We start from the raw sequence: 26962 nt of genomic DNA, 5'->3' as shown, positions 1-26962 counted from the left end.
GTATTTTTTTCGACCGGTCAGGCCGTTTTGTTCAGAACAGGCATGGAAGAGAGAAGCGAACGGGTGTACTCGTGCGTGGGATGCGCGAACACTTCCGCCGTGGTTCCCTGTTCCACCACGCGGCCCTGCTGCATGACGATGAGGCGGTCGCACAGCAGGCGCAGCACGTTGAGGTCGTGGGACACGAAAATGAGACTGAGATCCAGCTGACGCTTGAGGTCGTCGAGCAGGCAGAGAATCTGCCCCTGCACGGACACGTCGAGCGCGGTGGTGGGTTCGTCCAGCAGCAGTATGCTCGGCCGGGGGCCGAGGGCGCGGGCGATGCCCACGCGGGCCTTCTGTCCGCCGGAAAGCTGATGCGGCAGCCTGTCGAGCAGCTCTTCCGGCAGATGGACGAGCTGCGCCAGACGGCGCACGTGCTTGGCAAGAACGTCCCTGTCGCGGATGCCGAGAAGAACGCGCAGAGGGTCGGCAATGCAGCGGGCGGCGGTCCAGCAGGGATTCAGGCTGCTTGTGGGATCCTGAAACACCATCTGAATCTGCGAGCGCAGGGGATGATGCGCAAAGAAGCGCGGCGGCAGCAGACTGATGTCGTCCCGGAACAGGCGGATGGAGCCTTCATCGCCGCCGCCCGGGCCGGGACTGACGTCGATGAGGCGCGCGAGCATGCGGATGAGCGTGGACTTGCCGGAACCCGATTCCCCGGCAATGCCGAGGCAGGTGCTGCGTTTCAGTTCAAAGGACACGTCCTGCACGGCGTACACGCCGGGCGTGAAGGACTTGTAGAGATGACTGACTTGAAGAAGCGGAATCATGACGCACCTCAGGAATCGGCTTCGACCGGGCCCAGACGGCGGATGTCGTCGAGGCTGGTCATGAGGCTCGGCGTGGAGGCGAAGAGCCGTTTCGTGTAGGGATGGGAGGGGTGGCTCAGCAGATCGCCGGGCAGTCCCGTTTCCAGCAGTTCGCCGTGCCGTATGACGCCTATGCGGTCGCTGTACTGCACGGCCAGGCCGAGATCGTGGGTGATGAACAGTATGGACATGCCGGTTTCGTCCATCATGTCGCGCAGGAGCTTGAGAATGGTGTCCTGCGTGAGGGCGTCGAGGCCGGTGGTGGGCTCGTCGGCAAAGAGCAGGCGCGGACGCCGCGCCAGTGACATGGCGATGAGCACGCGCTGACACATGCCGCCGGAAAGCTCGAAGGGATAGGCGTCGAGGCAGCGTTCCGGGTCGCGGATGCGCACCTTTTCCAGCAGTTCCCGGGCGGCGTCGCGGGCTTCCTTGGCGGAGGCGGGGCGTTCGGGCAGCGTTTCCAGCACGTCGCGAAGCTGCAGGCCGATGGTGCGCACGGGGTTCAGGGACACGATGGGGTACTGGAAGATCATGGCCATGTCGCCGGGGCGACGCCAGCGGCGGCGCGGCGTCTTGTTGTCGAGCAGCAGCTGACCGTCGTAGCGTATGCAGCCCTGTTCCACGTAGCCGTTGGCGTCGAGCAGGCCCATGGCGGTCATTACGGTCACGGACTTGCCGGAGCCCGATTCCCCCACGAGGGAGAAGAACTCGTGGGGGCGGACTTCGAGGGTCACGTCGCGCACGGCGGTGAGCGTGCTTCCTTCCGAGGTGAAGCCTACGCTGAGGTGCTGCACTTCAAGCAGCGGAGAAGATGAGGTGGTCATTACGCACGCCTCCTCGGATCGAAGATGTCTCGGAGCGCGTCGCCGAGAAAGTTGAAGCAGAGTACGGTGAGCATGAGGGCGATGCCGGGAAAGAGGGCGATCCACCATTCGCCGGACACGATGTACTGCGCGCCTTCGGCGACCATGATGCCCCATTCGGCGTCCGGCGGACGGACGCCGAGGCCGATGAAGGACAGACCGGCGGCGTTCAGGATGGCCCAGCCGAGGTTCAGCGAGGCCTGCACCATGATGGTGGGAATGATGTTGGGCAGCAGGTGGCGGAAAATGATGCGCGGGCCGCTGTTGCCGCTGATGAGGGCGGCTTCCACGAACTGGCTGTTGCGGCGCACGCTCACTTCGGCTCTGGCCACGCGGATGTAGAAGGGCAGGTTGATGATGGCCGTGGCATAGACGATGTTGGCCACGGAGTTGCCCAGCGAGGCCACGATGGCCATGGCCAGCACGAAGAGCGGGAAGGCCATGATGGTGTCCACGAGACGGCTCACGAGGCTGTCGAAGAGCCTGCCGTAGTAGCCGGCGAAGGCGCCGATGAGCGTGCCTGCCACAAGGGAGAGACCGACGGCGCTCAGGGCTATGGACATGTCGAGACGGCAGGCCGTGAGAATGCGGCTGAACACGTCGCGTCCCACCTGATCGGTGCCGCAAAGATGCGCCAGGGAGGGCGGAAGCATGATGGCGTCGTCCACGCACTGGAAGGCGTCGTAGGGGGCGAGGGAAGGCCCGGCCACCGTGAGCGCCGCGAGCACTATGAGTCCGCCCACGGCCAGGCAGGAGAACACGTTGCTTCTCAGGCAGAAGAAGACATGACGGGTGAAGGAGCTCATATGTTCATCCTTATGCGGGGATCGTTCAGCACCTGGAGCAGGTCGGTGATCAGGTTCACGAACACGTAGAGAATGCCCATGGTCAGCACGAAGCCCTGCACGGCGGCGTAGTCGGAGGTGAGCAGCGCCTCAAGGGCGAAGGAGCCGATGCCGGGCCAGGAAAAGACCTTTTCCACCAGCACGTTGGCGCCGAGCGTGAAGGAGAACACCATGCCGAGCGTGGTGAACAGCGGATTGGCCGCATTGCGCAGCGCGTACACGAAGATGATTTTCCAGCGGGGCAGATTGGAGGCACGGGCCGTGCGGATGAAGTCCGCGGAGAGCACCTGGAGCATGGCGGCGCGGGTCATGCGGGCGAGCGGCGCGAGGGCGAAAATGCCGAGGGTGAGCGCCGGAAGGGTGATCTGCATCACGGCCGCGCGGAAGGTTTCAAAGTCTCCGGCGAGGAGGGTGTCGATGAGGAAGAATCCCGTCACGGCGTCGGGTTCGATGGCCGTGAGCGGCAGTCGTCCCATGGGGGCCGGAGCCCATCCCAGCAGGTAGTAGAAGATGAACACGAGCAGAAGCCCGGTGAAGAAGGTGGGCAGCGAAACGCCGAGCGTGCTGATGATGCGGCAGATGTGGTCGATGATGGAGCCGGGGCGCGTGGCGGAAAGAATGCCCATGGGCAGGGCCACGGCCACGGCGAAGAACAGACCGGCGAAGGTGAGCTCCAGCGAGGCGGGCAGACGGGTGAAGATTTCTTCCGTCACGGGCAGGCCGGTGGCCCAGGACGTGCCCCAGTCTCCGCGGCACATGTCGGAAACGTACAGAATGAACTGTTCGATGAGGGGCTTGTCGAGACCGAGATTCTGCCGGATCTGCTCGATGGCGTCGAGACTGGCCGAAGGCCCGGCCAGGTACGTGGCCGGATCGCCGGGAAGCGCGCGGGCCAGCAGAAATGTGATGATGAGCACGCCCGCAAGGTTGGGTATGGCCGCGAGAATACGGCGCAGGATGAAGCGAAGCATAGAGGATCCTGTTTTTCCGGAGCCTGCGGGGATCCGGTAACAAGGCAGGGCCCGAAGGCCCTGAACCCTGATGAGAAAAGGGTGCCGGGCTCCCGTGGGGGAGACCCGGCGGGGGGGGGAGCTTATTCCTTGGTAATGGTTCGGAAGTCGAGCTGACGGTGGAACCAGTACTGGTAGTTGTGAACGTAGGGCTGCATGGCCACGTCGAGGTTGGGCTGGAACAGGGGCAGGCGGGGCGCGTCGTCGAAGGCCTTCTTCAGGCACTTCTTGATGGCTTCGTCATAGGAGGCCTTGTCGGGAGCGAAGCGGGCCGCTTCGATGTAGCCGTCCATTTCCTTGTTCTGATAGGACATGGTGTTGAACACGCCGTTCTGGCTGTGGTAGTTCCAGTAGAAGAAGTAGTCGGCGTAGTTCAGCCAGCCGCCCATGTCGTCCACGAGCAGGGGCATGTCCTTGCGGGTCATGGCCGTGCGCCAGTTGGCTCCGGGCACCTTTTCCATGGTGGTTTCCACGCCTATGTCCTTGAGGGCCTTCTGCAGCAGAAGCGCGGCGGGTTCACCCAGCGAGGCCTTGCCGAGGCTGTAGGAAAGGGTGGTCTTGAAGCCGTTGGGGTAGCCGGCTTCGGCGAGCAGCTTCTTGGCCTTCTCCACGTCGGTATGATAGGGGAAGGGCTGAGGCCATTCGGCCGTGGCCGGGGTGTCGCTCGCGGCGCCGTAGAGCGGGGCGGCGCGGCCGTAGGTGGAAGCCTTGTAGATGGCTTCATAGGGAACGGCGTAGCTTATGGCCTTGCGCACCAGCGGATTGTCGAACGGAGGAATGGTCACGTTCATGTCTACGAACCACATGCAGTTTTCCACCGGAATGCCTTCGACCTTCAGCTTGCCCTCGTCGTGCAGTTCGGCGAAGTCCTTGGGAGGCAGGTCGAGGGAGAGGTCCACGTCGCCCTTTTCAAGCATGGCACGTCGGGTGGAGGCGGAAGGAACCACGCGTTCGATGACGGTCTTCATGGCGGGCAGGGGGCCGCACTTCCAGTCGTCGAAGCGTTCGTACACGGTCTGCACGCCGGGCTTGAAGCTCTTCACCTTGTAGGCGCCGCTGCCGGCGTCGTGCAGCTTGAGCCATTCCATGGCCCAGGGATCCTTGTCGGTGGCGTGCTTCTTGGCCAGCGTGGAGTTGTAGATGGCGGGCACGGGCGTGCCGATGTTGGGCAGCGCGAGCTTGTCGGCCTTGTCGAGGGTCACGCGGAAGGTGTACTTGTCCACCACCGTGAACTGCTCGGGCTTCGTCATGGAGCCGGCGCTCATCTGGAAGGTGGGGAAGCCGCCCACGGACACCGCTCTGTCGAAGGACCACTTCACGTCGTCGGCGGTGACGGGCGTGCCGTCGTGGAACACGGCGTCCTTCCGCAGATGGAAGGTGATCACGCGGCCGTCGGGGGAAATGTCCCAGCTTTCGGCGAGGGCGGGTTCGATCTTGGTGTAGTCGTACATCAGCGTGCCGGAAGGATGCTTCTTGATGCCGTAGGTCACCAGGCGGTCATAGACGTTCCAGGAAAGGCCGTAGGCGGAGCGGTTGGTGCCGGTGCCCTGAATGTCGAAGGAGTTGCCGCCGCTTTCGCGTATGAACAGCAGCGTGTCCTTGGGAATGCCCGCGGCGGGAGCCTGCACGGGCGCGGTTGTGGCGCACAGTCCCAGCAGAAGGAGACCGGCGATGGCGGGAAGAATCTTCATGGGAACCTCAAAGAAAAAATGGTGAGGGCGCACGGAGCGCCCTTTGTTGCAGATAGGGCTTACAGACTGTCGCCGGTGCGGATGCGCTGGCTGGCCACGATGTCCACGACGTAGATGATGCCGTCGCCTTCATGACCGGTGGACGCGCCTTCGGAAATGGCGGTCATGGCGGTCTGCACGTCTTCGTCGTGCAGGCAGAGTTCTATGCGGACCTTCTTGAGCAGGGTCACTTCGGTGGCTACGCCGCGGTACATTTCCACGTAGCCCTTCTGGCGGCCCGAGCCGAGGATGTTGGTGACGGACATGCTGTAGAGTCCCTTGGCGTACAGTTCCTGCTTGACGGGTCCGAGACATTCCGGACGGATATAGGCAACTACAAGCTTCATTTTTCAGCTCCTGTTATGTTTGATCGGTCGGCTTATTCGTTGGAGAAGATCTGGAAGCCGCTGTACACGTCGGCGCCGTGTTCGGTGATGTCGAGGCCTTTGAGTTCGACTTCGCGGCTCACTCGCAGGCCGACGACCTTGTCGGCGATCTTGAAGGCGCACATGCCGGTGATGAAGGCCCACGCGCCCACGCTGACCGCGCCGAGCAGCTGGATGAGGAGCAGATGGACGCCGCCGCCGTAGAGCAGACCGACGTTGGAGCCGTAGCCGGGAGCGGCGAACAGGCCGACGAGAACCGTGCCGAGGAAGCCGCACACGCCGTGGACGGAAACCGCGCCGACGGGGTCGTCGATGTGGAGCTTCTGATCGACGAACAGGATGGAGAACACAACCACGATGCCGCAGATGATGCCGATGAAGATGGAGCCGACGGGGGAGACTTCATAGCAGCCGGCGGTCACGCCCACGAGGCCGGCGAGCACGCCGTTCATGGCCATGGAGGGGTCGGGCTTGCCGGTGATGATCCAGATGGTGACCATGGCGGCGGCAAAGCCGGTGCAGGCGGAGAGGCAGGTGTTCACGGCAATGTAGCCCACGGTGCCGTCGGGAGTGGTGGTGGAGCCGCAGTTGAAGCCGAACCACGCGAACCACAGGATGAACACGCCGAGCGCGACCAGAGGAATGTTGTGGCCGGGAATGGCGAGGGACTTGCCGTCGGGGGAGTACTTGCCGATGCGCGGACCCACGCAGATGGCGCCGGCGAGGCCTATCCAGCCGCCCACGGAATGCACGACCGTGGAACCGGCGAAGTCGATGAAGCCGAGATTTTCAAGCCAGCCCTTGGTATCGGCGAAGAGGCTGTTCCAGGCCCAGCCGCCGCTGATGGGATAGATGAAGGCGGAAACCAGAATGGAAACCAGAATGTAGGCCTTGAAGTCGGTGCGTTCGGCGATGCAGCCGGACACGATGGTGGCCGAAGTGGCCGCGAACATGGCCTGGAAGAAGAAGAAGGTCCAGGCCCAGCCGCCCTCGGGGGTGGTGGGATCAATGAAGTTCATGCCGAAGGACGGCGAACCGATGAACCCGTTGGACGCGCCGAACATGAGTCCGAAGCCGAGCAGGAAGAACAGGGGCGTGCCCACGCTGAAGTCCACAAAGTTCTTCATGAGAATGTTGCCGGCGTTCTTGGCGCGGGTGAGGCCGCATTCCACGAGGGCGAAGCCCGGCTGCATGAACATGACGAGCATGGCGCCGAGCATGGTCCAGATGATGTTGCCGTCCTGCTGACTCAGAAAGGAAGGGGCGTCTTCGGCCAGAGCCGTATCGGGAGCGAGCAGAGCGCCGAGCGCCAGAGCCGCTGCGGAAAGTCGCAGCACGCGGGTGGTTCGAGGGGAGAAATCTGTACTGTAAATCATGGAAAACCTCCTGGGAGTACCTGGATGGCTTCCTTTGTGCAGAAATCGTGCCAGAATTTTTTAATGTTGATATTTCAAATGGATATCAAAATTTCGCTATGGTGACCGTATTTTTCAGGCATTTTTTTGTATCGAAGAAAATTTTTCCCCGGCGTTCGACGCGGCAAGATATGTGAAAAAAAGATAAAGAATATGGCAGGGTTGAAATTTTCGCCCGGAACGATACCAAATTGTTTCGATGAAAAAGCGGTCCGACGAGGGGTTCCGGCGGAGCACGGAAGCGGGCACATGTGTCGCCGGAGAAGGGCGTGTGCTCGGATGTGGAAAGCGAACCGCGCCAGGGCGGGAAACGTCGGGCGCGTCATCGGTCTGAGCGTCCGGCAAAAGAGAGCTGCGGAGGGCCGCGGGGCCTTGCGTTTTCCGGTCTGCGGCGCCCGTGATCCAATCCTGTACCACGGGCGGCCGGACGCAAAAACGCCCGGAACCGCGTTGCGATTCCGGGCGTTGCCGGTGTTTCGGATCAGGCGTCAGGCGCTACGCCCAGTGGACGAGGCCGGAGAGCATGACGTTGTCCAGCGGATCCACGAAGGGCACCACGCGCACGCCGTAGGCGTGCAGACCGTTGCTCTTCGCCTCGCAGGCGGCTTCATACACGAGCTTGCCGTCCGCCTCTCCGGTGAGGGAGAGGTTCACGATCTGCGGCTCTTCGATGAAGTTCATGCCGTCGGTCACGCCGAAGACGAACTGGGCGAGCAGTTCTTCCTTCTTCATGTCGCCGGGGTCCAGGGTGAGCTTCACGGTGAAGGGCTTGCCGCAGTACACGGTGTCGCCGTCGAGGCCGTTGAGTTCGATGGACTGAATGGCCGTGGTGTTGAAGCGGCCGGGAATGCTTTGCAGCCACGCGGCGACGGAGCGGGCCTTGGCCTGACGGTCGGCGTCCATGGCCACGCCGCGGCGGGCGGCGGGCAGATAGATCTTTTCCATGTAGTCGCGCACCATGCGGCGGCAGCCGTACATGGCGGTCAGGCTCTGCAGGGAGTTCTTGGACACGGCAATCCAGCCGTGGGGCAGAGCGTCGGAATCGCGCTGGAAGAACAGCGGCACGACGTCGTTTTCCAGAATCTGATACAGGCTTTCGGCGTCGTCGTAGTCGTTCTGTTCGGCGGAGAGGGTGGCATAGGTGGCCTTGGGACCGATGGTCCAGCCGTTTTTGCCGTTGTCGCCTTCGACCCACCAGCCGTCGGAGATGCTGAGGTTGATGCCGCCGTTGACCGGCACTTTTTCGCCGCTGGTGCCGCTGGCTTCATGCGGACGGCGGGGCGTGTTGAGCCACACGTCGCAGCCGCGGGAGAGCAGGCGGGAGACTTCGAGGTTGTAGTTTTCCAGGAAGAAGATCTTGCCGTAGAAGCGCGGATCGCGCGACCAGCGCACTACTTCCTCGATGAGCTCTATGCCCTTGCTGTCCGCGGGATGGGCCTTGCCGGCCATGACCAGCACGGTGGGACGGTCGGGATCGTTGAGCAGACGGGCCAGACGGTCGGGATCGGCAAAGAGCATGGTGGCGCGCTTGTAGGGCGCGAAGCGGCGGGCGAAGCCGATGATGAGCGTGTTCTGCGTGAGGGCGGAAAGCCACTTCGTGCGCTCTTCTCCGGAAATGTCGGAGTAGGCGGCACAGTGCGGCAGGCGTTCGCGCAGCGCATCGATGAGGGCCTGCTTCTGGGCGCGGCGGGCGGCCCAGTATTCGTCGTCCGGAATGGACTGCACCTTTTTCCACGCGGGGTCTTCAGGCTTCATGTCCAGCCATTTGGGTCCGAGGTAGTGGTTCAGCAGCAGGCGGAAGGCGGGGCCCACGTAGGAGGCGGTGTGCACGCCGTTGGTCACGTGACCGATGGGCAGTTCCGCTTCGGTGAAGCCCTTCCAGATGTTGCGCCACATGCGGCGGGAAACCATGCCGTGCATGGCGCTCACGCCGTTGGCCTGAGAGGACATGCGCAGGGCGAGCACGGTCATGTCGAAGTTGTTGGGATCGCCGCCGTCCTGGCGTCCGAGGTTCAGGAAGTCGGCCCATTCAAGGCCGAGCATTTCCGCGTAGGGCTGGAAGTAGCGCGCCATGAGATCCACGGAGAAGCGTTCGTTGCCGGCGTCCACGGGGGTGTGGGTGGTGAACACGCAGGAGCTGCGCACGAGAATCTTGGCTTCGTCGAGGGTGAGATCGTCGCCCTTCATGTGCTGACGCAGGCGCTCCAGCACGAGGAAGGCGGAATGCCCTTCGTTCATGTGCCACACGGAAGGCGTGATGCCGAGGGCGGCCAGCATGCGCACGCCGCCGATGCCGAGCAGAATTTCCTGACGCATGCGCACGTCGCGGTCGGCTTCGTAGAGGCGGGCGGTGACGCGGCGATCGTCGTCGTTGTTCTGGGGCACGTTGGTGTCCATGAGGTACAGGGAGATGAGGCCGACCTGCAGCTTCCAGATGCGGGCGTACAGGGTGCGGGAACCGAGCGGCAGGGAGATCATGAGCGGTTCGCCCTTGTCGTCGAGCATGGCTTCGAGGGGCAGGCTGCCGGGCTGATTCTCGGGATACTGCGGGTTCTGATGGCCGTTCTTGTCCACGGTCTGCTGGAAGTAGCCGTTGAGGTAGAACAGGCCCACGCCCACGAGGGGCAGGCGTTCGTCGCTCGAGGACTTGAGATGGTCGCCGGAGAGCACGCCGAGGCCGCCGGAATAGAGCTGGAGGCTTTCATGCAGGCCGTATTCGGTGGAGAAGTAGGCCACGGGGCGGTCGGAGGAAATGACGGGCGTGCCGTCTTCCATGGTTTCGGACACGACGGGCTGAGCCATGTAGGCGTCGAACTTTTCGGCGAGCTTGTTCAGACGGGTCACGAAGGTCATGTCGGCGGCAAGGTCGCGCAGACGTTCGGGCGGCGTGTTTTCCACCATGTAGATGGGGTTGTGGTCGCACTTCTCCCACAGTTCGGGCGACATGCCGCGGAACAGCGCCAGCGCCTCGGGCTGCCAGCTCCACCAGACGTTGCAGGCGATGTCGTGCAGGCGGCTGAGTTGTTCGGGCAGTTCCGACACGGCGTTCAGCGTGCGCAGGAAGGGAATGGAAGAAGGACGCATGGCGAGTTCCTTGGAGAACGTGGAAGACTGAGTGTGATTGGAGGCGTGGCGGCGGAAGTGCGCCTTTTCGTTGGCCATGGAGTAGGCGCTCATGTAGAGCTTGAAGAACTCGCTCCAGTCGGCGTGGGAGGCGGCGGCGCGCACGGTGCGGCGGCGCTGGTCGAGCTCTTCGTCGGAGCAGGTGGCGTAGTGGACGATGACCTCGGCGAGGGCGTCCACGGTTTTGGCGTAGTCGTTGTTGCGGCGCGCGATGACGCCGATGCCCGGCTGCGTGCCGATCTTGTTTTCCATCTGGCGGATCCAGAGGCCGAAGCCGGAAAGATCGGTGGTGACGGTGGGCACGCTGTAGGCGGCGCTTTCGTGAGGCGTGTAGCCCCAGGGCTCGTACCAGGACGGGAACACGCCGAGATCGCAGCCGGAGAGCACGTCGAAGTAGGGCATGTTGAGGAAGCCGTCGTGGCCGTCGAGCAGGGCGGGCACGAACACGACCTGCACGTTGTCGTCGGCGGTGTTGTTCAGGCCGAGGCGGCGGCAGGCGGTGAGAATGGGATCGTTGGGCGCGTCATAGACCTGATGGCTCGTGAGAAAGCCCGCGCCGGGCAGGGAAGGATCGGCCACGGCGGCGGGGTCGCCGCTGACGGCGTTTTCGTCCACGCCGGTGTGACCGCCCATCATGAGCATGAGGGCGAGCACCTTGCTCGAGGTGTTCTGCATGGACTGCTTGGCCTTGGCGAGCGCGTCGAGGAAGAGATCCACGCCCTTGTTGTGGTACTCGTAGCGGCCGGAGATCACCAGAATGCGGGTGTCGGGCGTGATTTTTCTGCGCAGCAGGCGGCTCACGGGTTCGAGCAGACGAGCGCGGTTGGCGAGGGCGGCGTCGCGGTCGGCGCTGTAGTCGCGGATGGCGGAAAGGTCGAGGCCGTTGTCGGTAATGACGTCGGGCGTGCGGCCGAGGAACACGCGGGCCTCCTCGGCGGTGATGCCGCTCACGGTGGTGAACACGTCGGCTTCGCGGGCGCTCACGGTTTCCATGGAGCACTTGGCGGTCACGTTGTAGCGGTAGGCTTCCTGCGAGGGGGAGATTTCCGACATGCGGGCGTAGATGTCCACGCCGCTGCCGGCCATGGCGCGGCCGAGCACGGTGGCGTGGGTGGTGAACACCGTGCCCATGGAGGGGGCGAGCTGCTTGAGCGCGAGAATGCCCGCGCCGCACATCCATTCATGGAAGTGGGCTATGCCGTGGCTCTTGTTGCGGGTGGAGAGCACCTGATGAATGGTGGCGATGACTTCGCCGCAGGTATAGCTGAACAGCACGGGCTCGACATAGTCCCAGCCGCCGGACAGAGAATCGACGCCGAAACGCTCCCAGAGCTGGCGCAGAATCTGATTGGAGTCGTGCCGGCCGTTGAAATCGACAAGAATGACGCGCGGACGGCCGGGGATTTCCCAGCGGCCGAAGCGGCAGTGCAGATCCTTGTCCTTGAGGGGATAGCGCAGAGCGTCCCAGAAAGGCTCGTCCGTCTCGGTGAACTCGGTGTTGTGCTTGGTGTCGGGGCCCAGGAGGATGTATTCACCATCAAAGGCGCGCATGGCCTGCTGCGCCTTGCTGGCGACGACCTCATAGATGCCGCCGACCTTGTTGCACACTTCCCAGCTGACCTCGAAAAGATGAGTGCGTGAAGGTTGATTCATGAAATCTCCATTAAAATGAATTCTGACAGGAAGACCCTCGCTTCCCCGAAAAACGGGGAAAAGCGGGGTCTTTCTGTCAGTTTCTTGTCATGTTACTGGTTGGCCTTCGCAAAGAGGCGAATGCGGAAGTCTGCCAGAATGTTCATAAAGTTGGTGTAGGCCTCCATGGCGGAGCGGTAGGGGGAGAAGTACTTGTGAACGTCGCCGTCGGAGGAGCGGGGCGTGCCCATGTAGTAGAGGTGATCGGAACTCTGCAATCTTCTCCAGGCTTCGTCAAGTTCCGGATCGTTGACGTACTTCACGAGGCCGAGGCATTCGTACAGGGCGCGGAAGGCGTCCTTCTGCATGTCGTTGCCGAGCCAGGCGGAGAGGTCGCGTTCGGCGTCGGCCCAGGAGATGTGGTTCGGCACGTCGAGCTCGGCGCGGACGGGGTAGCGGTCCGCCGCTTCGGACACGGTGAGGAAGTCGAAGTCGGGATCGCGCAGCACGGCGTCGGGCAGGGCGCGCATGAACTCGAAGATGCCGGTGTCGGCCCACTGATGTTCGCCGAAGGTTTCGTAGTCCATGAACAGGTTGACGACGTCGCCGTTGCCCTTGATTCTGTGCAGCCACTCGGCAAAGGTGTCGGCCATGAGCGGGTAGGCGGGCCAGTCGCGGTTGGAGAAGCGGAAGGCGATGTCGTCGGAAAGGGAATAGTTTCTGAGCAGCAGCTTCATGTCCGGGCAGCCTGCGGGCTGATAGACGAAGTTCGGGCTGCGCCAGCCGAGCACGCGATCGACGCCCTCGGCGAGAATGACGGAGTAGCCCATGTCGCGGGCGATGCGCGCCACGTCGTTGCTGTACACGAGTTCGGTGTTGCGGAACGCGCGCGGGCTCTGCCCGAAGAGTTCCTGCATCTTTTCCCGATGCCGGCTTATCTGCGAGCGGAATTCGTCTTCGGAGAAGAGGCAGGCGAGGCTGTGATTGTCGGTTTCGTCGAGAAATTCGACGCAGCCGGTGCGGGCGAGCGCGCGGAAGCTGTCGAGCACTTCGGGCGCGTATTCCATGAACTGGTCGAGCACGATGCCGGTGAGGGAGAAGGACACGCGGAACCGGCCTTGATGACGCTCGATGAGTTCAAGCAGCAGGGAGTTCATGGGCAGATAGCATTTTTCGGCCACCTTGCGCAGGACGTCGCGGTTCTGCCGGGCGTCTTCATAGTCGTTTTTGGCGCCGATGTCGAAAAAGCTGTAGGGGCGGAGACGGTAGGGCTGATGAACTTCAAAGTAAAAGCATACGGAAGGCATGGCTTAACTCCGGGCATTGGGGCAGACATGAGCGTAGGCGTCGAGGATGCCGTCGGCGGCGCGTTCCCAGGTGAGGCTCTGCAGTGCTTCCTGACAGCGGCGCAGGCTTTCCGCGGCCATGTCGGGATGGTTCAGCACGTCGAGGATTCTGTCGGCCATCTGGCGCACGTCCCAGAAGTCCACGGTGAGGGCTCCGGGCAGCACTTCGGCGCAGCCGGACTGCTTGGAAAGCAGAATGGGCGCGCCGCACTGCAGCGCTTCGAGCGGGGCGATGCCGAAGGGTTCGGACACGCTGGGCATGACGTACAGGCTGGCCAGCGAGTACATGTGCTGCACGTCCTTGCCGCGCATGAAGCCGGGGAAGTGGAAGCGGCTGCCCATGCGAAGTTCGGCCACGCGCCGTATCATGCGCGGAAGCAGATCGCCGTTGCCGGCCATGATGAAGCGCACGTCGGGCATTTCGTTGAGCACCAGACGGGCGGCTTCCACGAAGTATTCCGGGCCCTTCTGGAAGGTGACGCGCCCCATGAACAGCACGCGCTTCTCGTTGCGCACAAGTTCCGGCACGCTGAACGTGGGGATTTTTTCGTGCAGGAACGCGCCGTTGTACACCACGGAAATCTTTTCCGGGGGCACGCCGTAGCGTTCCACGGCCACCTGCTTGGTGCGTTCGCTCACCGCAATGACGTGGTCGGCGGCATGGAGGCCGTCGCGCTCGATGTTGTAGATCTTGTCATAGCCGTGATCGCCGCAGCGGTCAAATTCCGTGGCGTGCAGGTGGGCGACGAAGGGCAGGCCGCTCAGACGGCTGGCGGTCATGGCGGCGGGATAGGTCATCCAGTCGTGGGCGTGGATGACGTCCGCCTTTTTCTTCATGTGCTCTTCCAGCACCACGGCGGAGGCGGCGGTGGTGAAGCGGTACACTTCATCCATGAGATCGTCGTGGTAGCCGCCGCGGAAGTGGCTTATTTCCTCGACGTACTGTTCGTTTTCATTGAACACGTCGGGGTCGATGCCGAGCTGACCGAAGTCGCAGTTGCCGTAGGGATTGAGGTTCGCGCTTATCGGACGCATGAAAAGGTGGGAGAATTCGTCGGAGCCCTGCTGCCGGCGTATTTTTTCCACGGCCTTTTTCAGCGCGCGGGAAATGGGCACGCCGGAAGCGGAGCGCAGGAACGTTCCCGAGGTCTGTTTTTCCGCCCGCATGCTGGGCAGAATGAAGGCGATGTCCACGCCCTTTTCCGTGAGCCCCTGCGTTATGCCGTAGCAGGCCGTTCCCAGTCCGCCGCTGATATGTGGCGGAAATTCCCATCCAAGCATCAGAACGCGCATATGATTATCCCCCGTTTTGTCGGGTAAGGAAAAACTGAATCAACGGAGTTCGGGACCGTTTTTCTGGAAGGCGTCCAGCCAGCGTTTCCATTCTCCCGGGTTTGACTGTCTGACGAGCAGCAGCAGCCGGAGCGCTTCCGCCGAGCTCCAGGCCTGCGCTATGCAGCCTCCCGGCGCGTGGGGCTCCTGCCCGTCGAAAATTTCGGAAATGCTTCCCAGTCCGGCCTGTCCGAGGTGGACGCTGAAGAGCGGCGTGAGCGCGTCGAGCGCCTCGCGCACGGCCTTGCCCGAACGGGCCGTCTTCACCACGGCGTCCATGTACGCGCCGGCCGGCCAGGGCCAGACCGTGCCCTGATGATAGGCTCTGTCGCGCGCGTCCTGCGGGCCCTGACACACGGGGCGGTAGTCGGGATCGGAAGGCGCCAGCGTGCGCAGTCCGAAGGGCGTGAGCAGGTTGTCGCGCACGCATCTGACCACGGAGGCCTGCACTTTCTGCGGAAGCGGCGAAAAAGGCACGGCCACGGCGAAAATCTGATTGGGGCGGATGCTGCGTCCCGGCCCCTTCACCGGATGCCAGGTGTCGTAGAGGCCGCCGCCCATGAGCGCGGCGTCTTCGTCGGAGGGCCGGAACACGCGGTTGAAGGCCTTTTTGAGGCGCGGCAGAAGCGCGGTTTCCGCAGGCGGCGTTTCGCCGAATTCGGCGGCGAGTTCCGCGGCAAAGGAGAGCGCGTCGAACCACAGGGCGTTGAGCTCCACGGCGCAGCCGTCGCGCGCAGTGACGGGCTCGCCGTTTATGGAGGCGTCCATCCAGGTGAGCTGCGTCTTTTCGCTGCCGGTGTGCAGCAGTCCTTCCTCGTCGGCGTACACGAGCATGTCGCCGTTCTCGTCGGGCATGGTTCCGGCGGCGAAGTGGCGGATGATGTTTTTCATCACGGGCCAGCACACGCGTTTGATGAAGGGCTTTTCCCTGGGGCAGGCCAGAGCGAGGCGATGCACGGCGAGCATGTACCAGAGGGAGGCGTCGGCGGAGTTGAAGGCCGCCTCGCCGTTGCCCGCGCCGATGAGGTTGGGCACGAGACCGTTTTTCACCGTGCCCTTGATCTGACGGAGCACGGCTTTGCCTTCCTTGAGTCTGCAGGATGCAAAGGTGAGGCCGGGCAGGGCGATGAGGGTGTCGCGTCCCCACGGACCGAACCAGTGATAGCCTGCGGGCACTACGGGTTCGCCGCCCGCGCTGATGAGGAAGCGGTCGTTTTCGCGGCGCAGATGTTCGAGAATCGCCTCCTTGAACACCGGTTTCGGCGCGGTGGCGGCGTGGCGTTCCCAGAGGGTTTCCGGCGCTTCGTACAGCGGCTCGACGCCCGCGGTCACCCAGATGGGGCAGTCCGCGCTCAGGCTGGTGACGAATTCGCCCGGCATGAGCAGGTCTTCTTCGTAGTCGTAGCCCCTCTCCTTTTCCACGGGATAGAGCACCTTGAAATACCAGTCCGGCGCGGCGGCGAAGGAGGAGCGCTCCAGCTTCGCATGGGAAATCTGCATGAAAAGCGGCGGAATGTTTTCGTCCGGCTGGAAGGAAAAGCCCGGATAGCTTCCGTTTTCAATGCCGAGAGCGTGGACGAAGGCCGCGCGGGAGGGCTCGGCGTGGAAAAGATGATTGATGTTGCGTCCGTTGACGAGAGGGCGCAGAGTCAGGCGCACGGAGCCGAGTTCGCGGGCGGCGGGGGTGTCGGCCAGGGCGTAGCGGATGAGCAGACGACTGGAGGCGCGGTCGAGCACGAGCGAGCGCAGAAGCACGACTTCCTCTTCGCCCTCGCCGCTCAGGCGGAAGGCGAAGGTCACGCGGTCGTGGGAGCAGGAAACTTCCTTCAGATGCCGCCATCCTTCGGGATGGACGACGCCGGGATGCAGGCGGCTGGAAAGCGGGATGTCCTGCCCCTGAACGGCAACGGAATCTTCAATCGCGGACAGAAGCATGAATTTTCCCGAAGCCGTCTGCACGGCCAGGAGACCGTGATACCGGCGGGCGTTGCACCCCGACACGGTGCCGGAGGCGTAATCCCCCAGGCTGTTGGTGAGAAGCCACTCCTTGTGCAGGCCGCCGATGGGGTAAGATGCGTCTGGACGAATATGATATTCCATGGGAAGCTTTGAAACTCCTGCATTCCTGCGGGGCGCAGGGAACGGTATGATGTCCGGGTTTCGGACGATGGTCGCCGGGATGGCAAACGTTTGTGTATAAACTGGTGAAGAAAAGAGCTTACTCCTGTTTTACGGCCGGGAAAAGCCCTTTCGCCGTGAGAATGATACCCCGTTTATGCATGCATGGCAACGTTGGTGTTGCTGTGCCATCGGCATGGACGTGCAGGGAGGTTGCATATGGATATGCTTTCCGCCGATATCGGGGGAACTCAAAGTCGTTTTTTCAGGTTTTCTTGTGAAGACAGAGAGATATCTATAAAAGAAGGGATGGTGCTCTCGTCTCGTGCGTCTACGTTCGACGCGTTGCTTGAGGAACTTTTCTCAAAGTGGCCCGACGGCGGAAAAACGTTGAAGGGCGTGTCCGTGCTGATTTTTGCGGCGGCCGGGCCGGTGCGGGAGGGGCGCGTGGTCATGACCAACGCCTCGTTCGCGGTGGACGCGGCCGTGGCGAAGGCGCGTTTTCCCTGGGCGGAATGCCTGGTGATGAACGATTTCGAGGCGCAGGCATGGGCCTGCTGCACGCCCGTCATGGAACAGGCGGAGAACCTGCTGCCGGGAGGCCGGGCGGGGCGGAGTTTCGGGGTGTCGGCGCTGCTGCGGGGCAGGGCTCCCGCGGCCGTGATCGGCGCGGGCACGGGGCTCGGGGCGGCGTGGCTGATTCCGGGAGAGGGGCGTCCCTTCGTGCTGCCTTCCGAGGCGGGGCACGTGCCTTTTCCCTTTGAAGGAAAGCAGGAGCGGGACTTTGCGGACTTTATGAGCGCGCGGCGCGGGGGCGCGGAGGTGTCGGCGGAGCATGTGCTTTCCGGCTCGGGCCTTGCGCTGCTGCATGAGTACCTCGGGGGCGCGCCCGAAAAGCCCGCCGTGTTCACGCGAACGCCCGGTTTCGCCTCGTCCGAGTGCTGCCGGTGCTTTGCCCGATTTTACGGCCGTTTTTGCCGCATGGCGGCGCTGGCTCTTCTGCCTGAGTGCGTGGTGCTTACCGGCGGCGTGGCGGGAAAAACACCGGCGCTGGTGCGCCATGAGGCGTTTGCAGGAGAATTTCTTCGGGCCCGGGGCGGTCAGAAGACGTTTCTGGAAGGCGTGCCGGTGTGGCTGAACGCGCACCCGCAGGCGGGACTCTGGGGCGCGGCGCGGGCGGGCGCGGCCTTTGCGGAGAAGATGGGCATCGGCCGTTCGTGAGAAGGGAGCGGCGCTCGTTTTGCGCGGAGGGGCATGCAGACGCTCGGAAGGGCGTCCGGGAGTCTCGGCGCGGGAGACAGAGCGAGCCTTGGAGACGCGGCGTTCCCGGATTGAAGAGCGGCTTCTTTCATCGTACATTGTCGCCGATTTGTCGCGGTCGGGCGACCGCGTTTTTCAAAGGGAGAACGATGATGTTTGATGAACACGATGCGCTGGTTGAGGCGCTGGCCCGGGAGCTGCGGAACAGAGGTCTGACCTGCGCCACGGCGGAATCCTGCACGGGCGGACTGGTGGGAGCCATGCTCACCGCAGTGCCCGGCTCTTCGGACTGGTACGTGGGCGGCGTGATTTCCTACGCCAACGAGGTGAAGCAGGGACTGCTCGGCGTGCGCCGGGAAGATCTGGAGCGCGTGGGCGCGGTGAGCGAGCCGGTGGTGCGTTCCATGGCGCTCGGAGCCTGCGCGGCCACGGGTGCGCAGGCGGCCATGTCCACGAGCGGCGTGGCCGGGCCCGGCGGCGGTTCTGCGGAAAAGCCCGTGGGCACGGTGTGGATGGGCTGGGCCCTGAACGGCGAGAGCCGGGCCAAGGTGTTCCATTTTGCAGGAGATCGCGACGCCGTGCGCGTGCAGGCGGCACGAGAGGCCGTGCGGGGGCTTGTCGCGTGGCTTGAGGAATCGGGGAACTGAGACTCGGAGGACTTCGGCTCGGATCCGCGGCTTGAGCTGCGATGATGCGCGGCGCTTCGTGCCGCGCCCTGCGCTCGTCTCTGCGCGGGCAAGAGTCAGGGCCGCAAGGGTTCCCGTGGCGGCGATGTCTGCGCCACGCCTGTGCGCGGGAAAGGGCCGCGGAATCTCCGCTTTTCAAGCACGCGTTGTCTGCCGGGAAAGGGTCGGGCGTGACGGGCTTTGCACAGGCGCTTTGGCGCGTCCGAAGAGGCCGTCTTTCGTCAGTCGCGGGAGGCGGCGTTCTTTTCGTCGTCGCCCGGCGTCGAGCTCGGGCAGAAGCCCTCTTCGCACTCTTCGGTGAAGATCTGCCACACGGTCACGAAGAACACGGCCAGCATGGGGCCGGACACAAAGCCGTCCATGCCGAACATGATGAAGCCGCCGAGGGTGGAGAGCAGCACGAGAAAGTCGGGAAGCTTGGTGTCGCGCCCCACGAGCACGGGGCGGAGAATGTTGTCCGCAAGGCCGATGACGCAGGCGCCGTAGGCCATGAGCAGCGCGCCCTGCCAGTACTGGCCGGTGGCGATGAGGTACAGCGCCGTGGGCAGCCAGACGAGGGCCGAGCCCACCACGGGAATGAGGGACAGCACGGTCATGACCACGCCCCAGAACACGGCGGCGCGGATGTCGAGAATCCAGAAGATGAGGCCGCCGAGCGCGCCCTGCGCCATGGCCACGAGAAGACTGCCCTTCACCGTGGCGCGCATGACGCCGGCAAATTTGTGGAACAGCCGCTCTTCCCGGTGATCGCCGAAGGGCAGGGCGCGGATCATCACGGCGCGGATGCGGCCTCCGTCGCGCACGAGGAAGAAGGAAATGTACAGCACCAGCGCAAGATTGGTGACGAGATGCGCCGCGCCGCCGCCGATGGCCACGGTGTTCCTGGCGATGAGGCTGCCCAGGGAAAGAGCGGTCTTGCTGAGCGTTTCCTTGATCTGCTCCGGGGTGTAGCCGTAGCTTGCGAGCCAGTTCTGCGCTTCGGGGAAATGTTCGCGCAGCCTGTCCACGGCGTCGGTGAGGGACGTGCTGCCCGCCGATAAGCGTTCGTAGAGCGACAGCCCTTCGGAGAGGCAGGAATAGAACAGCCACGAGAGCGGCAGAATGATGATGACGAGGCAGAAAAGAACGGTGAGGAGCGAGGCGAGGTTAGGGGAAAGGCCGAGCCTGTCCCGCAGACGGACGTTGACGGGCGTGAACAGCACGGCGATGACCACGGACCAGAACAGCACGTCGAAGAAGGGCAGAAGCAGCCATCCGAACAGCACGGACGAAGCCGCGAGAAGAAGGAGAAACGCCCGCGACTCGAAACGCTGCCTGTTGTCGTACATGAAAAGCTCCTTCGCCCGCGGGGCCGTCAGTTCTTCTCCAGCCGCTCTTCCAGATCGGGTTCGATGCGGACGCGGAACGCGCCTTCGCTGCGGTCGATGCGCACCATGCCGGGAGCGGCGTTCTTCATGGGATGGATGTATTTTGCGAGGGAATATTGAATGGACGCCGTTTCCGCGTCCTTCTGCCAGCTTTTGAGCGCGGCGAGCACGCCTGCCTCGTGGAGGGTGCGTTCCGGCACTTCCTGCCCGGCGTGATCGCGCCGGACGATGACGTGGGCGCTGGGGCCGTCGGCCGTGTGCAGCCAGTAGTCGTGGGCGGCGGCCAGCTTGAGCGCGAGAGCGTTGCCGCGGGTGTCGCGGCCGCGGAGCATGAGAAAGCCGTCGCTGCTGCGGAAGGCCTGCACCTGCTTGGGCAGGCCCTGCGGAAGGGCGGCGTTTTTGCCGCCGGTCTTCTTTTCTCCGGCTTTCGGCGCGGCTCCCGCGCCGGAAACGGAGGCGAGCATGCGCAGTCTTGCGGCTTCGGCTTCTTCCTTCTGCGCCTGCACTTCGGCGCGTCGCCGGGCCAGATGTTCCAGCCCTCGTCTGCCGCGGCCCGCCTGATGAAACATGTCGGCCATGTTTTCGCGCACGGTGCGCTTCTTGTCGAGCTTGAGCGTGACCGGGCCTTCCGGGCCGTTCAGAGTGACGGAATCAAGCTTGTCCGCGGGGCCGAAAAGATAGAGCTGACTTTGCAGCAGGAGCGCGTCCTTCTGCCGGTCGCGCATGGCGGAAAGGCGTTTTTCCTCGTTGTCGAGCTTGGAGAGCAGCTTGCCGAGTCTTGATGCTTCGGCGGAAAAGGGGCGCGCCGCCGCCTGACGGGCGTGTTCGGCCACTTCGCCGTACACCAGCGTTTCCCCGGCCTTGGCCAGCGCGGCCACGGGGTCTTCCATCACCGTTTCCGTCCAGGTTCCGCCCATGACCTTGAGCTGCTTTGCAGGCAGCGGCCAGGCCGAAATTTCGCAGCGGCCGCGCTCGTTTTCGTAGAGAAACACGTCGCCGCCCCCGGATTGCAGATCCATGAGCAGCGCTCCGGCGTCCAGAGGGTCGAGAAAGGCGAGCGTGCGGCGAAGGGCGGGCGTGAGCACCTGCCATTCCTTCCAGCTTTCGGGGGGCAGGGCGGAAAGGTCGCCGTCCGGCCAGGCGGGATCGTCTTCCGGCAGGGGGGCTTCCAGAGAGAGGGAGGGGCCTTCGCGCAGATCGAGGCAGAGCCAGGTCTGCACGTCGCCGGAGAGGCCGAGCCAGAGTCGGCGCTCCGTCCAGCGGCAGACGGCCCGCGTGATGCGTTTGCCGGAAACATGTTTGCGCAGGCGCATGACGAAGGCCGGCGGCTGCGCGTTGACCGGTATGCGGTGGTCGGCGGAAAAGAGCAGGGGCGACTTGCGGTCGGCCTTGAGCACGAGATGTCGTTTGCCGTCCCGGCCGTCGCCGCCGTACATGGAGAACACCGTGACGCCGGGGCCCGGCGCATGAATTTTTTCCATGCGCGCCCCCATGATGCGGGGAACGAGCGCGTCGCAGAAACGGCGGAAAAGATGGGCGTCCATGTTGCGGGCCCGGGTCAGCTGCCCTGAATCTTTTCGCCTTCTTCCTGACGCGCCTTGCAGGAGACGCAGAGCGTGGTCACGGGACGGGCCTTGAGTCGGGCAAGGCTGATGTCTTCGCCGCATTCTTCGCAGATGCCGTATTCGCCGTCGTCCATGCGCTTGAGGGCGTCCTGGATCTTGGTGATGAGCTTGCGCTCGCGGTCGCGGATGCGCAGAGTGAAGGAGCGATCCGACTCGGCGGTGGCGCGGTCGGAAGGATCGGCATAGGATGAATGGTTGTCCGTCATTTCTTCCAGAGTGGAATCGCCGTTGCGCTGAGCCTCGACGAGCATCTGGTTAAGAAGATTGCGGAAGTATTCCAGATCTTCAGGGGTCAAGGTTCCTCCTGGCAGGCTGTGCCGTGCCGATTGAATTCCCGTTGTGTAAACTATAACCTTTCCGTTGTAAAGCGGGGAGATGTTACAGTTTGCACGCCTGCATGGCGCTGAGCAGCGTGCCGAAATCGGAGACGCTGCGGGGGGCGAGGCCGTCTGTCTGGAAGCTTAGAAAAGGAATGGACGCCCCTTCCGCGGCCCCTTTGTCAGAGGCGCTGTCGCCGATGAAGAGCGTCTGAGCGGGTTTTACATTCCACTGTTTGAGAATGCGCAGCGCGCCTTCGGGGGCCGGTTTCGGGCGGGAAACGTCGCTCGCCAGCACGATGGGATCGAAATAGCCTTCCAGACGGCAGTTGTGCAGGAGCATGTCCATGCCGTCGGTGCGGTTGGTGTTCATGGCGAGGCGCACGCCGGAGCGGCGGCAGAAGTCGAGCACGTCGTGCAGACCGGGATAGCAGCCGATGTGCGGCATGATGTCGCGCACGTAGGATATTTTTCTGGACGCGTCGCGCAGAAGCGGCTGAAGCGGCTTGGGGAAGATGGCGTCCATGGCCTGATACACCGTGGCCGACTGCGCAAAGTCTTCCTGTTCACGGGTGAGTTTCGGCAGGCCGAGGTATTCCCGCAGGTAGTTGTAGTAGGTGATGTTCGCTTCGCGCGAGTCGATGACCACGCCGTCGCAGTCGAAAATGATGCCGAGAGGCAGCCCGTGGAAGGCGTCGGAAAACCAGTGTGCGAGTTCGGATGCGGAGAGATGGGACATGTCGTGTCAGCGGGAGGATTCCGGAAGAAAGAGGGTGAGATTGCGTTCACGCTGCTCGGCGCTCAGAGAACGCGCGAGCTTGTCGTGCGGGGCGCGGCCGCAGAGCGCGGCAAGCTGATCCACGCTTGCGCGCACGGCGCGATAGCCTGCGGGGGCGTCCGGGACGTCCGGGGCGTGCAGTTCCGAAACGGCGTCGGCCATGGCGGACGAGGCGACGACGAGTGTTGTGCCTTCCGGCATGTCGGGCGCAAAGGCCAGCGCGGCGGCGAGGGTCCGTTTCCAGTCGGGCAGATCGCGCTCGGCGGGCGCTGCGGTTGCGCTTCTGCCGCGGGTTGTGCCGGAAATGAGTCCGGCGAGGGCGCGGCGGGAATCGCTTATTTTCTGTTCCAGCGCGGCCATTTCGAGCGCCTGCTTTTCCTGAAGCCACGCCAGCAGAAGCACCTGCTGGGCGTTCTGGCGCAGCGGAGCCTGCGGCTCTTCCACCGGGAGCCCCGCCATTTCGCGCAGGGCCCGGCGTTCCGCGTCGGAAAGATCGGCCGGGGCGGGTTCCGCGCCCAGAGTCAGCACGGGCGAGCCGCTTGCGCCGTCGCGGCAGGCGCGCTCGTAGTCGGCAAGGCAGGCGGCCGCCGTCGCGGGAGACCACGGCAGGTCGGGCGACCAGGCCGAGTCGGGTTTGCCGGGCAGGCCGGGCCACAGGCTGCGGCAGCCCTCCAGAGGCGGAAGAAACTCGGCGTGAAGGCCGGGCAGTGCAAGATAAAGAGGGGTGTCCATGATATTTGCTCCTTTTTCCACTATAAATCGAGATGAGCGTTCAGGCAATCGGGAAAAGAGGGATCAATCCGGCACGGAAAGGGCGTCTTATGCTTGACCTTTCCCCGGTCACTCCCGTATAGAAAATAAACGAACTTGGAGAGAAAGACCCCGGAGGTTTGCCATGTTTGGTATAGGAATGCAGGAACTTCTCGTCATCCTTGTGCTCGTGCTGGTGATATTCGGCGCGAAGCGTCTGCCGGAAATCGGCGGCGGCCTCGGCCGCGCCATCCGCAACTTCCGTCAGGCCGCCTCGGAACCCGATGAAATAGACATCACCCCCAAGGACAAGGAAAAGATCAAGACCGACGACGAAGACAAGAAGGCGTAGGTTCCTGCCGGGAATGACCATGACGGTTGAACAGATTTCTGTGTTTGTGGAAAACAGGTCCGGTCAGCTCGGCGACGTGACCCGCGTTCTGGAAAAGGCCGGGATCAACATCCGGGCGCTGTCCCTTTCGGACACGACGGATTTCGGCGTGCTGCGCCTCATGGCCGACGATACGGAAAAGGCCAGGGACGCGCTGGCCGCAGCGGGATTTACCGTGGGCACCACGCCCGTGGTGGCCGTGGACGTGGCCGACGAGCCCGGCGGGCTCGGTCGCGTGCTGAGCGTGCTTTCCGAGCACGGCATCAATGTGGAATACCTGTACGCCTACACGCAGCGGGAATCCACGCGAGCCACCATCATTTTCCGCTTCGACCGCACGGAAGAAGCCGTGAACGTGCTGGAAGGCCGCGGTTTCCGCGTGCTCGGCCCGAAAGACATTGCCGACTGAACAGATGTTTTGATTTGTCCCAGGAATGTCAGGCCCCGATCTCAGGATCGGGGCTTTTTCGTATCCGTCGCTTCAAAGGCGCGGGAGAAACGGGTGTCAGCGGGAAGGACGGCGCTGGCAGAAGAGCGCCTTCTCGCGCGACGGACAAGGTTGCACTTATCCTGCGGCCGGCGGATGGCGTGTCTGACGAACGTTATTTTGCCTCTTCGTCGCGTGCGGACGCCGCTTCGCGCTCACGGAGAGCCGCGTCGTCCGAGGCCTGCCTGGCCGCGGCCCGGGCCATGGCCTTTCGGGCTCTTTTGTTGGGGTGCGCGGCCTGCGCTTCCTTTTTCAGGCGTCGCTCTTCGGCTTCCTTCGCCAGTCTTGCCGCGCGTTCCGCCTTTTCCGCCGCCTTGTGCGCGGCGGCTGTTTTCTGCTCATCCAGCGCTTCCTTCATGCTCAGAATGCAGCCGCACCATTTCTGCCGGTAGATGCCGAGCTCTCTGGACAGGTTGATGCCGTCCCACCACCTGGGGCGGAAATCCCGGTAGAGGAACGATGAACCGGCCGCGGCGGCCGCGCGTTCGGCTTCTTCGGCAATGCATTCGTGGCGTTGATAGCGGGAATAGAGCAGGCTGGTGGTAAAGGAGTCGAAGCCGAGCTCGCGGGCGAGATGAGCGGTTCTCTCCATGCGCGGGCGGTAGCAGAGGCGGCAGCGTTCGCCCTGCCGCATGGTTCCTTCCAGTTTTTTGACCCAGAGTCCGGGATTGACGGGCTCTCCTTCTTCCAGAAGTGGCACGTTCATGCGTTCGGCGACGGTGCGCATGGCGTCGCGCCTTTTTTTCCATTCGTCTGCGGGGTGGATGTTCGGATTGAAGAAAAAGGCCGTGGGTTCCCAGCCTTCCTCGCGCAGATGCGCGATGGGCATGAGGGAACAGGGGCCGCAGCAGACGTGAAGCAGAATTCGGGGCATGGTCGGGCCTTGGGTCGGGTTCAGGGAAAGGGACAGCCGCAGTTGTAGCGCGAAGCGGCGGACGACGCCAGATGGCGGATAGGCTCGCCGCGGCGCGGAGGAAATTTTGGGCGTGCGCGGCAGTGCCGGATGAACAGTCCGGCCTGCCGGATAGCGCGGGGCGGCCCGTGCGGACCCTGCTGAAAAAAGCCCCGGGGAATGATTTCTCCGGGGCTTTTTTCAGCGTTCAGGAAGACATCAGCGGTCGTATTCGCGGGAGACCTTGAACAGCACGGGGCTGAGCAGCAGCAGACCGATGAGGTTGGGCACGGCCATGAGGGCGTTGAGCACGTCGGCGATGTCCCACACGAGGTCGAGGGTCATGAGCGCGCCTACGGGCACCACGCAGACGAAGATGATGCGGAAGGGTTTGAGGGCCTTGTCGCCCAGCAGGTAGATCCAGCAGCGTTCGGAATACACGCACCAGCCGAGGATGGTGGAGAAGGCGAACATGGCGAGGCACACGGACACCATGATGGAGCCGATGCCGGGCAGGGCGGACTCGAAGGCCGCGGCCGTGAGGGGAGCGCCGGAAAGCGCGCCTTCCACGTTCCAGAGACCGGAGCAGAGAATGGTGAGGCCGGTCATGGTGCAGACGATGATGGTGTCGATGAACGGGCCGAGCATGCCGACGTAGCCCATGGCCACGTGATCGTCCGTGGTGGCGGTGGCGTGGGCCATGGCCGCGGAGCCGAGACCGGCTTCATTGGAGAAGATGCCGCGCGCCACGCCCATCTGCAGGGCCAGCATGACGGTGGAGCCGGCAAAGCCGCCGGCGGCCGCGGTGCCGGTGAAGGCGTCGTGGAAGATCATGGCGAACACGCCGGGGACCTTGTCGATGTTTGTGGCGATGACGATAAGGGAGCAGATGATGTAAACGATGGACATGAACGGCACGAGCTTGCTCGACACCGAACCGATGCGGGACACGCCGCCGATGATGACGATGGCGATGAGCACGAACATGACCACGGCGGACACGACCGGCGGAACGCCGAAGGAGGCGTGCAGGGCGTCGGCGATGGAGTGGGACTGCGTCATGTTGCCGATACCGAAGCCGCAGATGCCGCCGAACAGCGCAAAGAGCGTGCCGAGCCAGGCCCATTTTTTGCCGAGGCCGTTTTTAATGTAGTACATGGGGCCGCCCACGACGTGTCCGGCGGGGGTGACTTCGCGGTATTTCTGGGCGAGCACGGTTTCCGCGTACTTGGTGGCCATGCCCACCATGGCGGTGCACCACATCCAGAAGAGGGCGCCCGGGCCGCCGGTGAAGATGGCCGTGGCCACGCCGGCAATGTTGCCCACGCCCACGGTGGCGGCAAGGGCCGTCATGAGAGCCTGAAACGGGGAAAGTTCTCCATGTACGTCGTTGTTCTTGGCGCGTCCTTTCCAGGTGAGGCGGAACCCTTCGCCGAGGCGCGTCCAGGGCAGGAAACGCAGCCCGAAGGTGAGATACAGGCCTGTACCGAGAATCAGGGCCATCATGACCGGACCCCAGACGTAGCCGTCCAGAACCTTGATGAATTGGGAGAACTCTTCCATGGTGACAACTCCTCGCCATTTCAGGTTGTTAGAGCATGCTTGACCTTTTCCTCCTGAAGGAAGGCCGCACCAGAACGCCGGCTGCGGACGCAAAAAGGGTTATGGTGAACGTGACGATGCTCTGATTTACATTTATGTTGATATCATCGGGAAATCAAATATAGCAAGCAAAATATAGAAGAATGACTACTG

At 63.4% G+C, this 26962-nt stretch carries 22 protein-coding genes; 4 read left to right on the top strand and 18 right to left on the bottom strand.

Features of this window, described 5'->3' with window-relative positions:
• Positions 1-17: 17 nt before the first annotated feature.
• The 11 genes from Q0K02_RS01095 to Q0K02_RS01045 all read right to left on the bottom strand — a co-directional run bounded on the left by Q0K02_RS01095 (position 18) and on the right by Q0K02_RS01045 (position 16636).
• Positions 18-815, bottom strand: a complete 798-nt coding sequence (locus Q0K02_RS01095; protein ID WP_294484143.1) for an ABC transporter ATP-binding protein — start codon at positions 813-815, stop codon at positions 18-20.
• 8 nt (positions 816-823) lie between these two features.
• Positions 824-1678, bottom strand: coding sequence for an ABC transporter ATP-binding protein (locus tag Q0K02_RS01090; protein WP_294484142.1), 855 nt, complete (start codon positions 1676-1678; stop codon positions 824-826).
• Positions 1678-2523 (bottom strand): ABC transporter permease, encoded by an 846-nt coding sequence (locus Q0K02_RS01085; RefSeq protein ID WP_294484140.1) that lies wholly within the window; start codon positions 2521-2523, stop codon positions 1678-1680. Before Q0K02_RS01085 ends, Q0K02_RS01090 begins: the two co-directional genes overlap by 1 nt.
• The gene (locus Q0K02_RS01080; protein WP_294484138.1) at positions 2520-3533 is read right to left on the bottom strand and encodes an ABC transporter permease; all 1014 of its coding nucleotides are present in this window, start codon (positions 3531-3533) and stop codon (positions 2520-2522) included. Before Q0K02_RS01080 ends, Q0K02_RS01085 begins: the two co-directional genes overlap by 4 nt.
• Positions 3534-3655: 122 nt before the next feature.
• On the bottom strand, positions 3656-5263 hold the full coding sequence (locus tag Q0K02_RS01075) for an ABC transporter substrate-binding protein (RefSeq protein WP_294484137.1): 1608 nt from the start codon (positions 5261-5263) through the stop codon (positions 3656-3658).
• A gap of 59 nt (positions 5264-5322) precedes the next feature.
• On the bottom strand, positions 5323-5649 hold the full coding sequence (locus tag Q0K02_RS01070; RefSeq protein WP_294484136.1) for a P-II family nitrogen regulator: 327 nt from the start codon (positions 5647-5649) through the stop codon (positions 5323-5325).
• A 32-nt stretch (positions 5650-5681) separates the two neighbouring features.
• Entirely contained in the window at positions 5682-7064 is a 1383-nt protein-coding gene (locus tag Q0K02_RS01065) for an ammonium transporter (RefSeq protein WP_294484134.1), read from the bottom strand.
• Positions 7065-7598: 534 nt separating this feature from the next.
• Entirely contained in the window at positions 7599-11879 is a 4281-nt protein-coding gene (gene glgP, locus Q0K02_RS01060; RefSeq protein WP_294484132.1) for an alpha-glucan family phosphorylase, read from the bottom strand.
• A gap of 92 nt (positions 11880-11971) precedes the next feature.
• The gene (locus Q0K02_RS01055; RefSeq protein ID WP_294484130.1) at positions 11972-13165 is read right to left on the bottom strand and encodes a glycoside hydrolase family 57 protein; all 1194 of its coding nucleotides are present in this window, start codon (positions 13163-13165) and stop codon (positions 11972-11974) included.
• A 3-nt stretch (positions 13166-13168) separates the two neighbouring features.
• The gene (locus Q0K02_RS01050; protein WP_294484129.1) at positions 13169-14497 is read right to left on the bottom strand and encodes a glycosyltransferase family 4 protein; all 1329 of its coding nucleotides are present in this window, start codon (positions 14495-14497) and stop codon (positions 13169-13171) included.
• 39 nt (positions 14498-14536) lie between these two features.
• Complete coding sequence (locus Q0K02_RS01045; RefSeq protein ID WP_294484128.1) at positions 14537-16636, bottom strand: amylo-alpha-1,6-glucosidase; 2100 nt, start codon at positions 16634-16636, stop codon at positions 14537-14539.
• 183 nt (positions 16637-16819) lie between these two features.
• On the opposite strand from Q0K02_RS01045, the gene Q0K02_RS01040 reads away from it, so the two are divergent.
• Both Q0K02_RS01040 and Q0K02_RS01035 read left to right on the top strand, forming a co-directional pair.
• Positions 16820-17875 (top strand): glucokinase, encoded by a 1056-nt coding sequence (locus Q0K02_RS01040; protein WP_363315648.1) that lies wholly within the window; start codon positions 16820-16822, stop codon positions 17873-17875.
• Between the two features lie 188 nt (positions 17876-18063).
• The gene (locus tag Q0K02_RS01035; protein WP_294484127.1) at positions 18064-18561 is read left to right on the top strand and encodes a CinA family protein; all 498 of its coding nucleotides are present in this window, start codon (positions 18064-18066) and stop codon (positions 18559-18561) included.
• Between the two features lie 260 nt (positions 18562-18821).
• Here Q0K02_RS01035 and Q0K02_RS01030 read toward each other — a convergent pair whose 3' ends face one another.
• The 5 genes from Q0K02_RS01030 to Q0K02_RS01010 form a co-directional block, all read right to left on the bottom strand.
• Positions 18822-19928 carry an AI-2E family transporter gene (locus Q0K02_RS01030; RefSeq protein ID WP_294484126.1) on the bottom strand — a complete coding sequence of 369 codons (1107 nt, stop codon included), beginning with the start codon at positions 19926-19928 and terminating at the stop codon, positions 18822-18824.
• A 26-nt stretch (positions 19929-19954) separates the two neighbouring features.
• Positions 19955-21511 (bottom strand): NFACT RNA binding domain-containing protein, encoded by a 1557-nt coding sequence (locus Q0K02_RS01025; protein ID WP_294484124.1) that lies wholly within the window; start codon positions 21509-21511, stop codon positions 19955-19957.
• A 14-nt stretch (positions 21512-21525) separates the two neighbouring features.
• A complete protein-coding gene (gene dksA, locus Q0K02_RS01020) occupies positions 21526-21888 on the bottom strand; it encodes an RNA polymerase-binding protein DksA (RefSeq protein WP_294445564.1) in 363 nt (120 codons plus the stop codon).
• A gap of 82 nt (positions 21889-21970) precedes the next feature.
• A complete protein-coding gene (locus tag Q0K02_RS01015) occupies positions 21971-22648 on the bottom strand; it encodes an HAD-IA family hydrolase (protein WP_294484122.1) in 678 nt (225 codons plus the stop codon).
• 6 nt (positions 22649-22654) lie between these two features.
• Positions 22655-23419: a hypothetical protein gene (locus Q0K02_RS01010; RefSeq protein WP_294484121.1), complete on the bottom strand. Its 765-nt coding sequence runs from the start codon at positions 23417-23419 to the stop codon at positions 22655-22657.
• Positions 23420-23582: 163 nt separating this feature from the next.
• Between Q0K02_RS01010 and Q0K02_RS01005 the strand changes: the two genes are divergently transcribed.
• Positions 23583-23789 (top strand): twin-arginine translocase TatA/TatE family subunit, encoded by a 207-nt coding sequence (locus tag Q0K02_RS01005; RefSeq protein ID WP_294484119.1) that lies wholly within the window; start codon positions 23583-23585, stop codon positions 23787-23789.
• Between the two features lie 19 nt (positions 23790-23808).
• Entirely contained in the window at positions 23809-24237 is a 429-nt protein-coding gene (locus tag Q0K02_RS01000; RefSeq protein WP_294484117.1) for an ACT domain-containing protein, read from the top strand.
• Between the two features lie 193 nt (positions 24238-24430).
• On the opposite strand, the gene Q0K02_RS00995 is transcribed toward Q0K02_RS01000, so the two are convergent.
• Both Q0K02_RS00995 and Q0K02_RS00990 read right to left on the bottom strand, forming a co-directional pair.
• The gene (locus Q0K02_RS00995; protein WP_294484115.1) at positions 24431-25189 is read right to left on the bottom strand and encodes an epoxyqueuosine reductase QueH; all 759 of its coding nucleotides are present in this window, start codon (positions 25187-25189) and stop codon (positions 24431-24433) included.
• A 237-nt stretch (positions 25190-25426) separates the two neighbouring features.
• Entirely contained in the window at positions 25427-26770 is a 1344-nt protein-coding gene (locus Q0K02_RS00990) for a sodium:alanine symporter family protein (RefSeq protein ID WP_294484114.1), read from the bottom strand.
• Positions 26771-26962 lie beyond the last annotated feature (192 nt).

Source organism: uncultured Mailhella sp., assembly GCF_944324995.1.
Classification (GTDB): Bacteria; Desulfobacterota; Desulfovibrionia; order Desulfovibrionales; family Desulfovibrionaceae; genus Mailhella.
Note: the sequence above shows the minus strand (reverse complement) of the source record. Positions and strands in the feature narration are given on the sequence as shown.

Excerpts from the sequence above, each read along its gene's own strand:
- Q0K02_RS01095 (WP_294484143.1), bottom strand. The coding sequence starts at position 815 with ATGATTCCGCTTCTTCAAGTCAGTCATCTCTACAAGTCCTTCACGCCC.
- Q0K02_RS01090 (WP_294484142.1), bottom strand. The coding sequence starts at position 1,678 with ATGACCACCTCATCTTCTCCGCTGCTTGAAGTGCAGCACCTCAGCGTA.
- Q0K02_RS01085 (WP_294484140.1), bottom strand. The coding sequence starts at position 2,523 with ATGAGCTCCTTCACCCGTCATGTCTTCTTCTGCCTGAGAAGCAACGTG.
- Q0K02_RS01080 (WP_294484138.1), bottom strand. The coding sequence starts at position 3,533 with ATGCTTCGCTTCATCCTGCGCCGTATTCTCGCGGCCATACCCAACCTT.
- Q0K02_RS01075 (WP_294484137.1), bottom strand. The coding sequence starts at position 5,263 with ATGAAGATTCTTCCCGCCATCGCCGGTCTCCTTCTGCTGGGACTGTGC.
- Q0K02_RS01070 (WP_294484136.1), bottom strand. The coding sequence starts at position 5,649 with ATGAAGCTTGTAGTTGCCTATATCCGTCCGGAATGTCTCGGACCCGTC.
- Q0K02_RS01065 (WP_294484134.1), bottom strand. The coding sequence starts at position 7,064 with ATGATTTACAGTACAGATTTCTCCCCTCGAACCACCCGCGTGCTGCGA.
- glgP (WP_294484132.1), bottom strand. The coding sequence starts at position 11,879 with ATGAATCAACCTTCACGCACTCATCTTTTCGAGGTCAGCTGGGAAGTG.
- Q0K02_RS01055 (WP_294484130.1), bottom strand. The coding sequence starts at position 13,165 with ATGCCTTCCGTATGCTTTTACTTTGAAGTTCATCAGCCCTACCGTCTC.
- Q0K02_RS01050 (WP_294484129.1), bottom strand. The coding sequence starts at position 14,497 with ATGCGCGTTCTGATGCTTGGATGGGAATTTCCGCCACATATCAGCGGC.
- Q0K02_RS01045 (WP_294484128.1), bottom strand. The coding sequence starts at position 16,636 with ATGGAATATCATATTCGTCCAGACGCATCTTACCCCATCGGCGGCCTG.
- Q0K02_RS01040 (WP_363315648.1), top strand. The coding sequence starts at position 16,820 with ATGGCAACGTTGGTGTTGCTGTGCCATCGGCATGGACGTGCAGGGAGG.
- Q0K02_RS01035 (WP_294484127.1), top strand. The coding sequence starts at position 18,064 with ATGATGTTTGATGAACACGATGCGCTGGTTGAGGCGCTGGCCCGGGAG.
- Q0K02_RS01030 (WP_294484126.1), bottom strand. The coding sequence starts at position 19,928 with ATGTACGACAACAGGCAGCGTTTCGAGTCGCGGGCGTTTCTCCTTCTT.
- Q0K02_RS01025 (WP_294484124.1), bottom strand. The coding sequence starts at position 21,511 with ATGGACGCCCATCTTTTCCGCCGTTTCTGCGACGCGCTCGTTCCCCGC.
- Q0K02_RS01015 (WP_294484122.1), bottom strand. The coding sequence starts at position 22,648 with ATGTCCCATCTCTCCGCATCCGAACTCGCACACTGGTTTTCCGACGCC.
- Q0K02_RS01010 (WP_294484121.1), bottom strand. The coding sequence starts at position 23,419 with ATGGACACCCCTCTTTATCTTGCACTGCCCGGCCTTCACGCCGAGTTT.
- Q0K02_RS01005 (WP_294484119.1), top strand. The coding sequence starts at position 23,583 with ATGTTTGGTATAGGAATGCAGGAACTTCTCGTCATCCTTGTGCTCGTG.
- Q0K02_RS01000 (WP_294484117.1), top strand. The coding sequence starts at position 23,809 with ATGACGGTTGAACAGATTTCTGTGTTTGTGGAAAACAGGTCCGGTCAG.
- Q0K02_RS00995 (WP_294484115.1), bottom strand. The coding sequence starts at position 25,189 with ATGCCCCGAATTCTGCTTCACGTCTGCTGCGGCCCCTGTTCCCTCATG.
- Q0K02_RS00990 (WP_294484114.1), bottom strand. The coding sequence starts at position 26,770 with ATGGAAGAGTTCTCCCAATTCATCAAGGTTCTGGACGGCTACGTCTGG.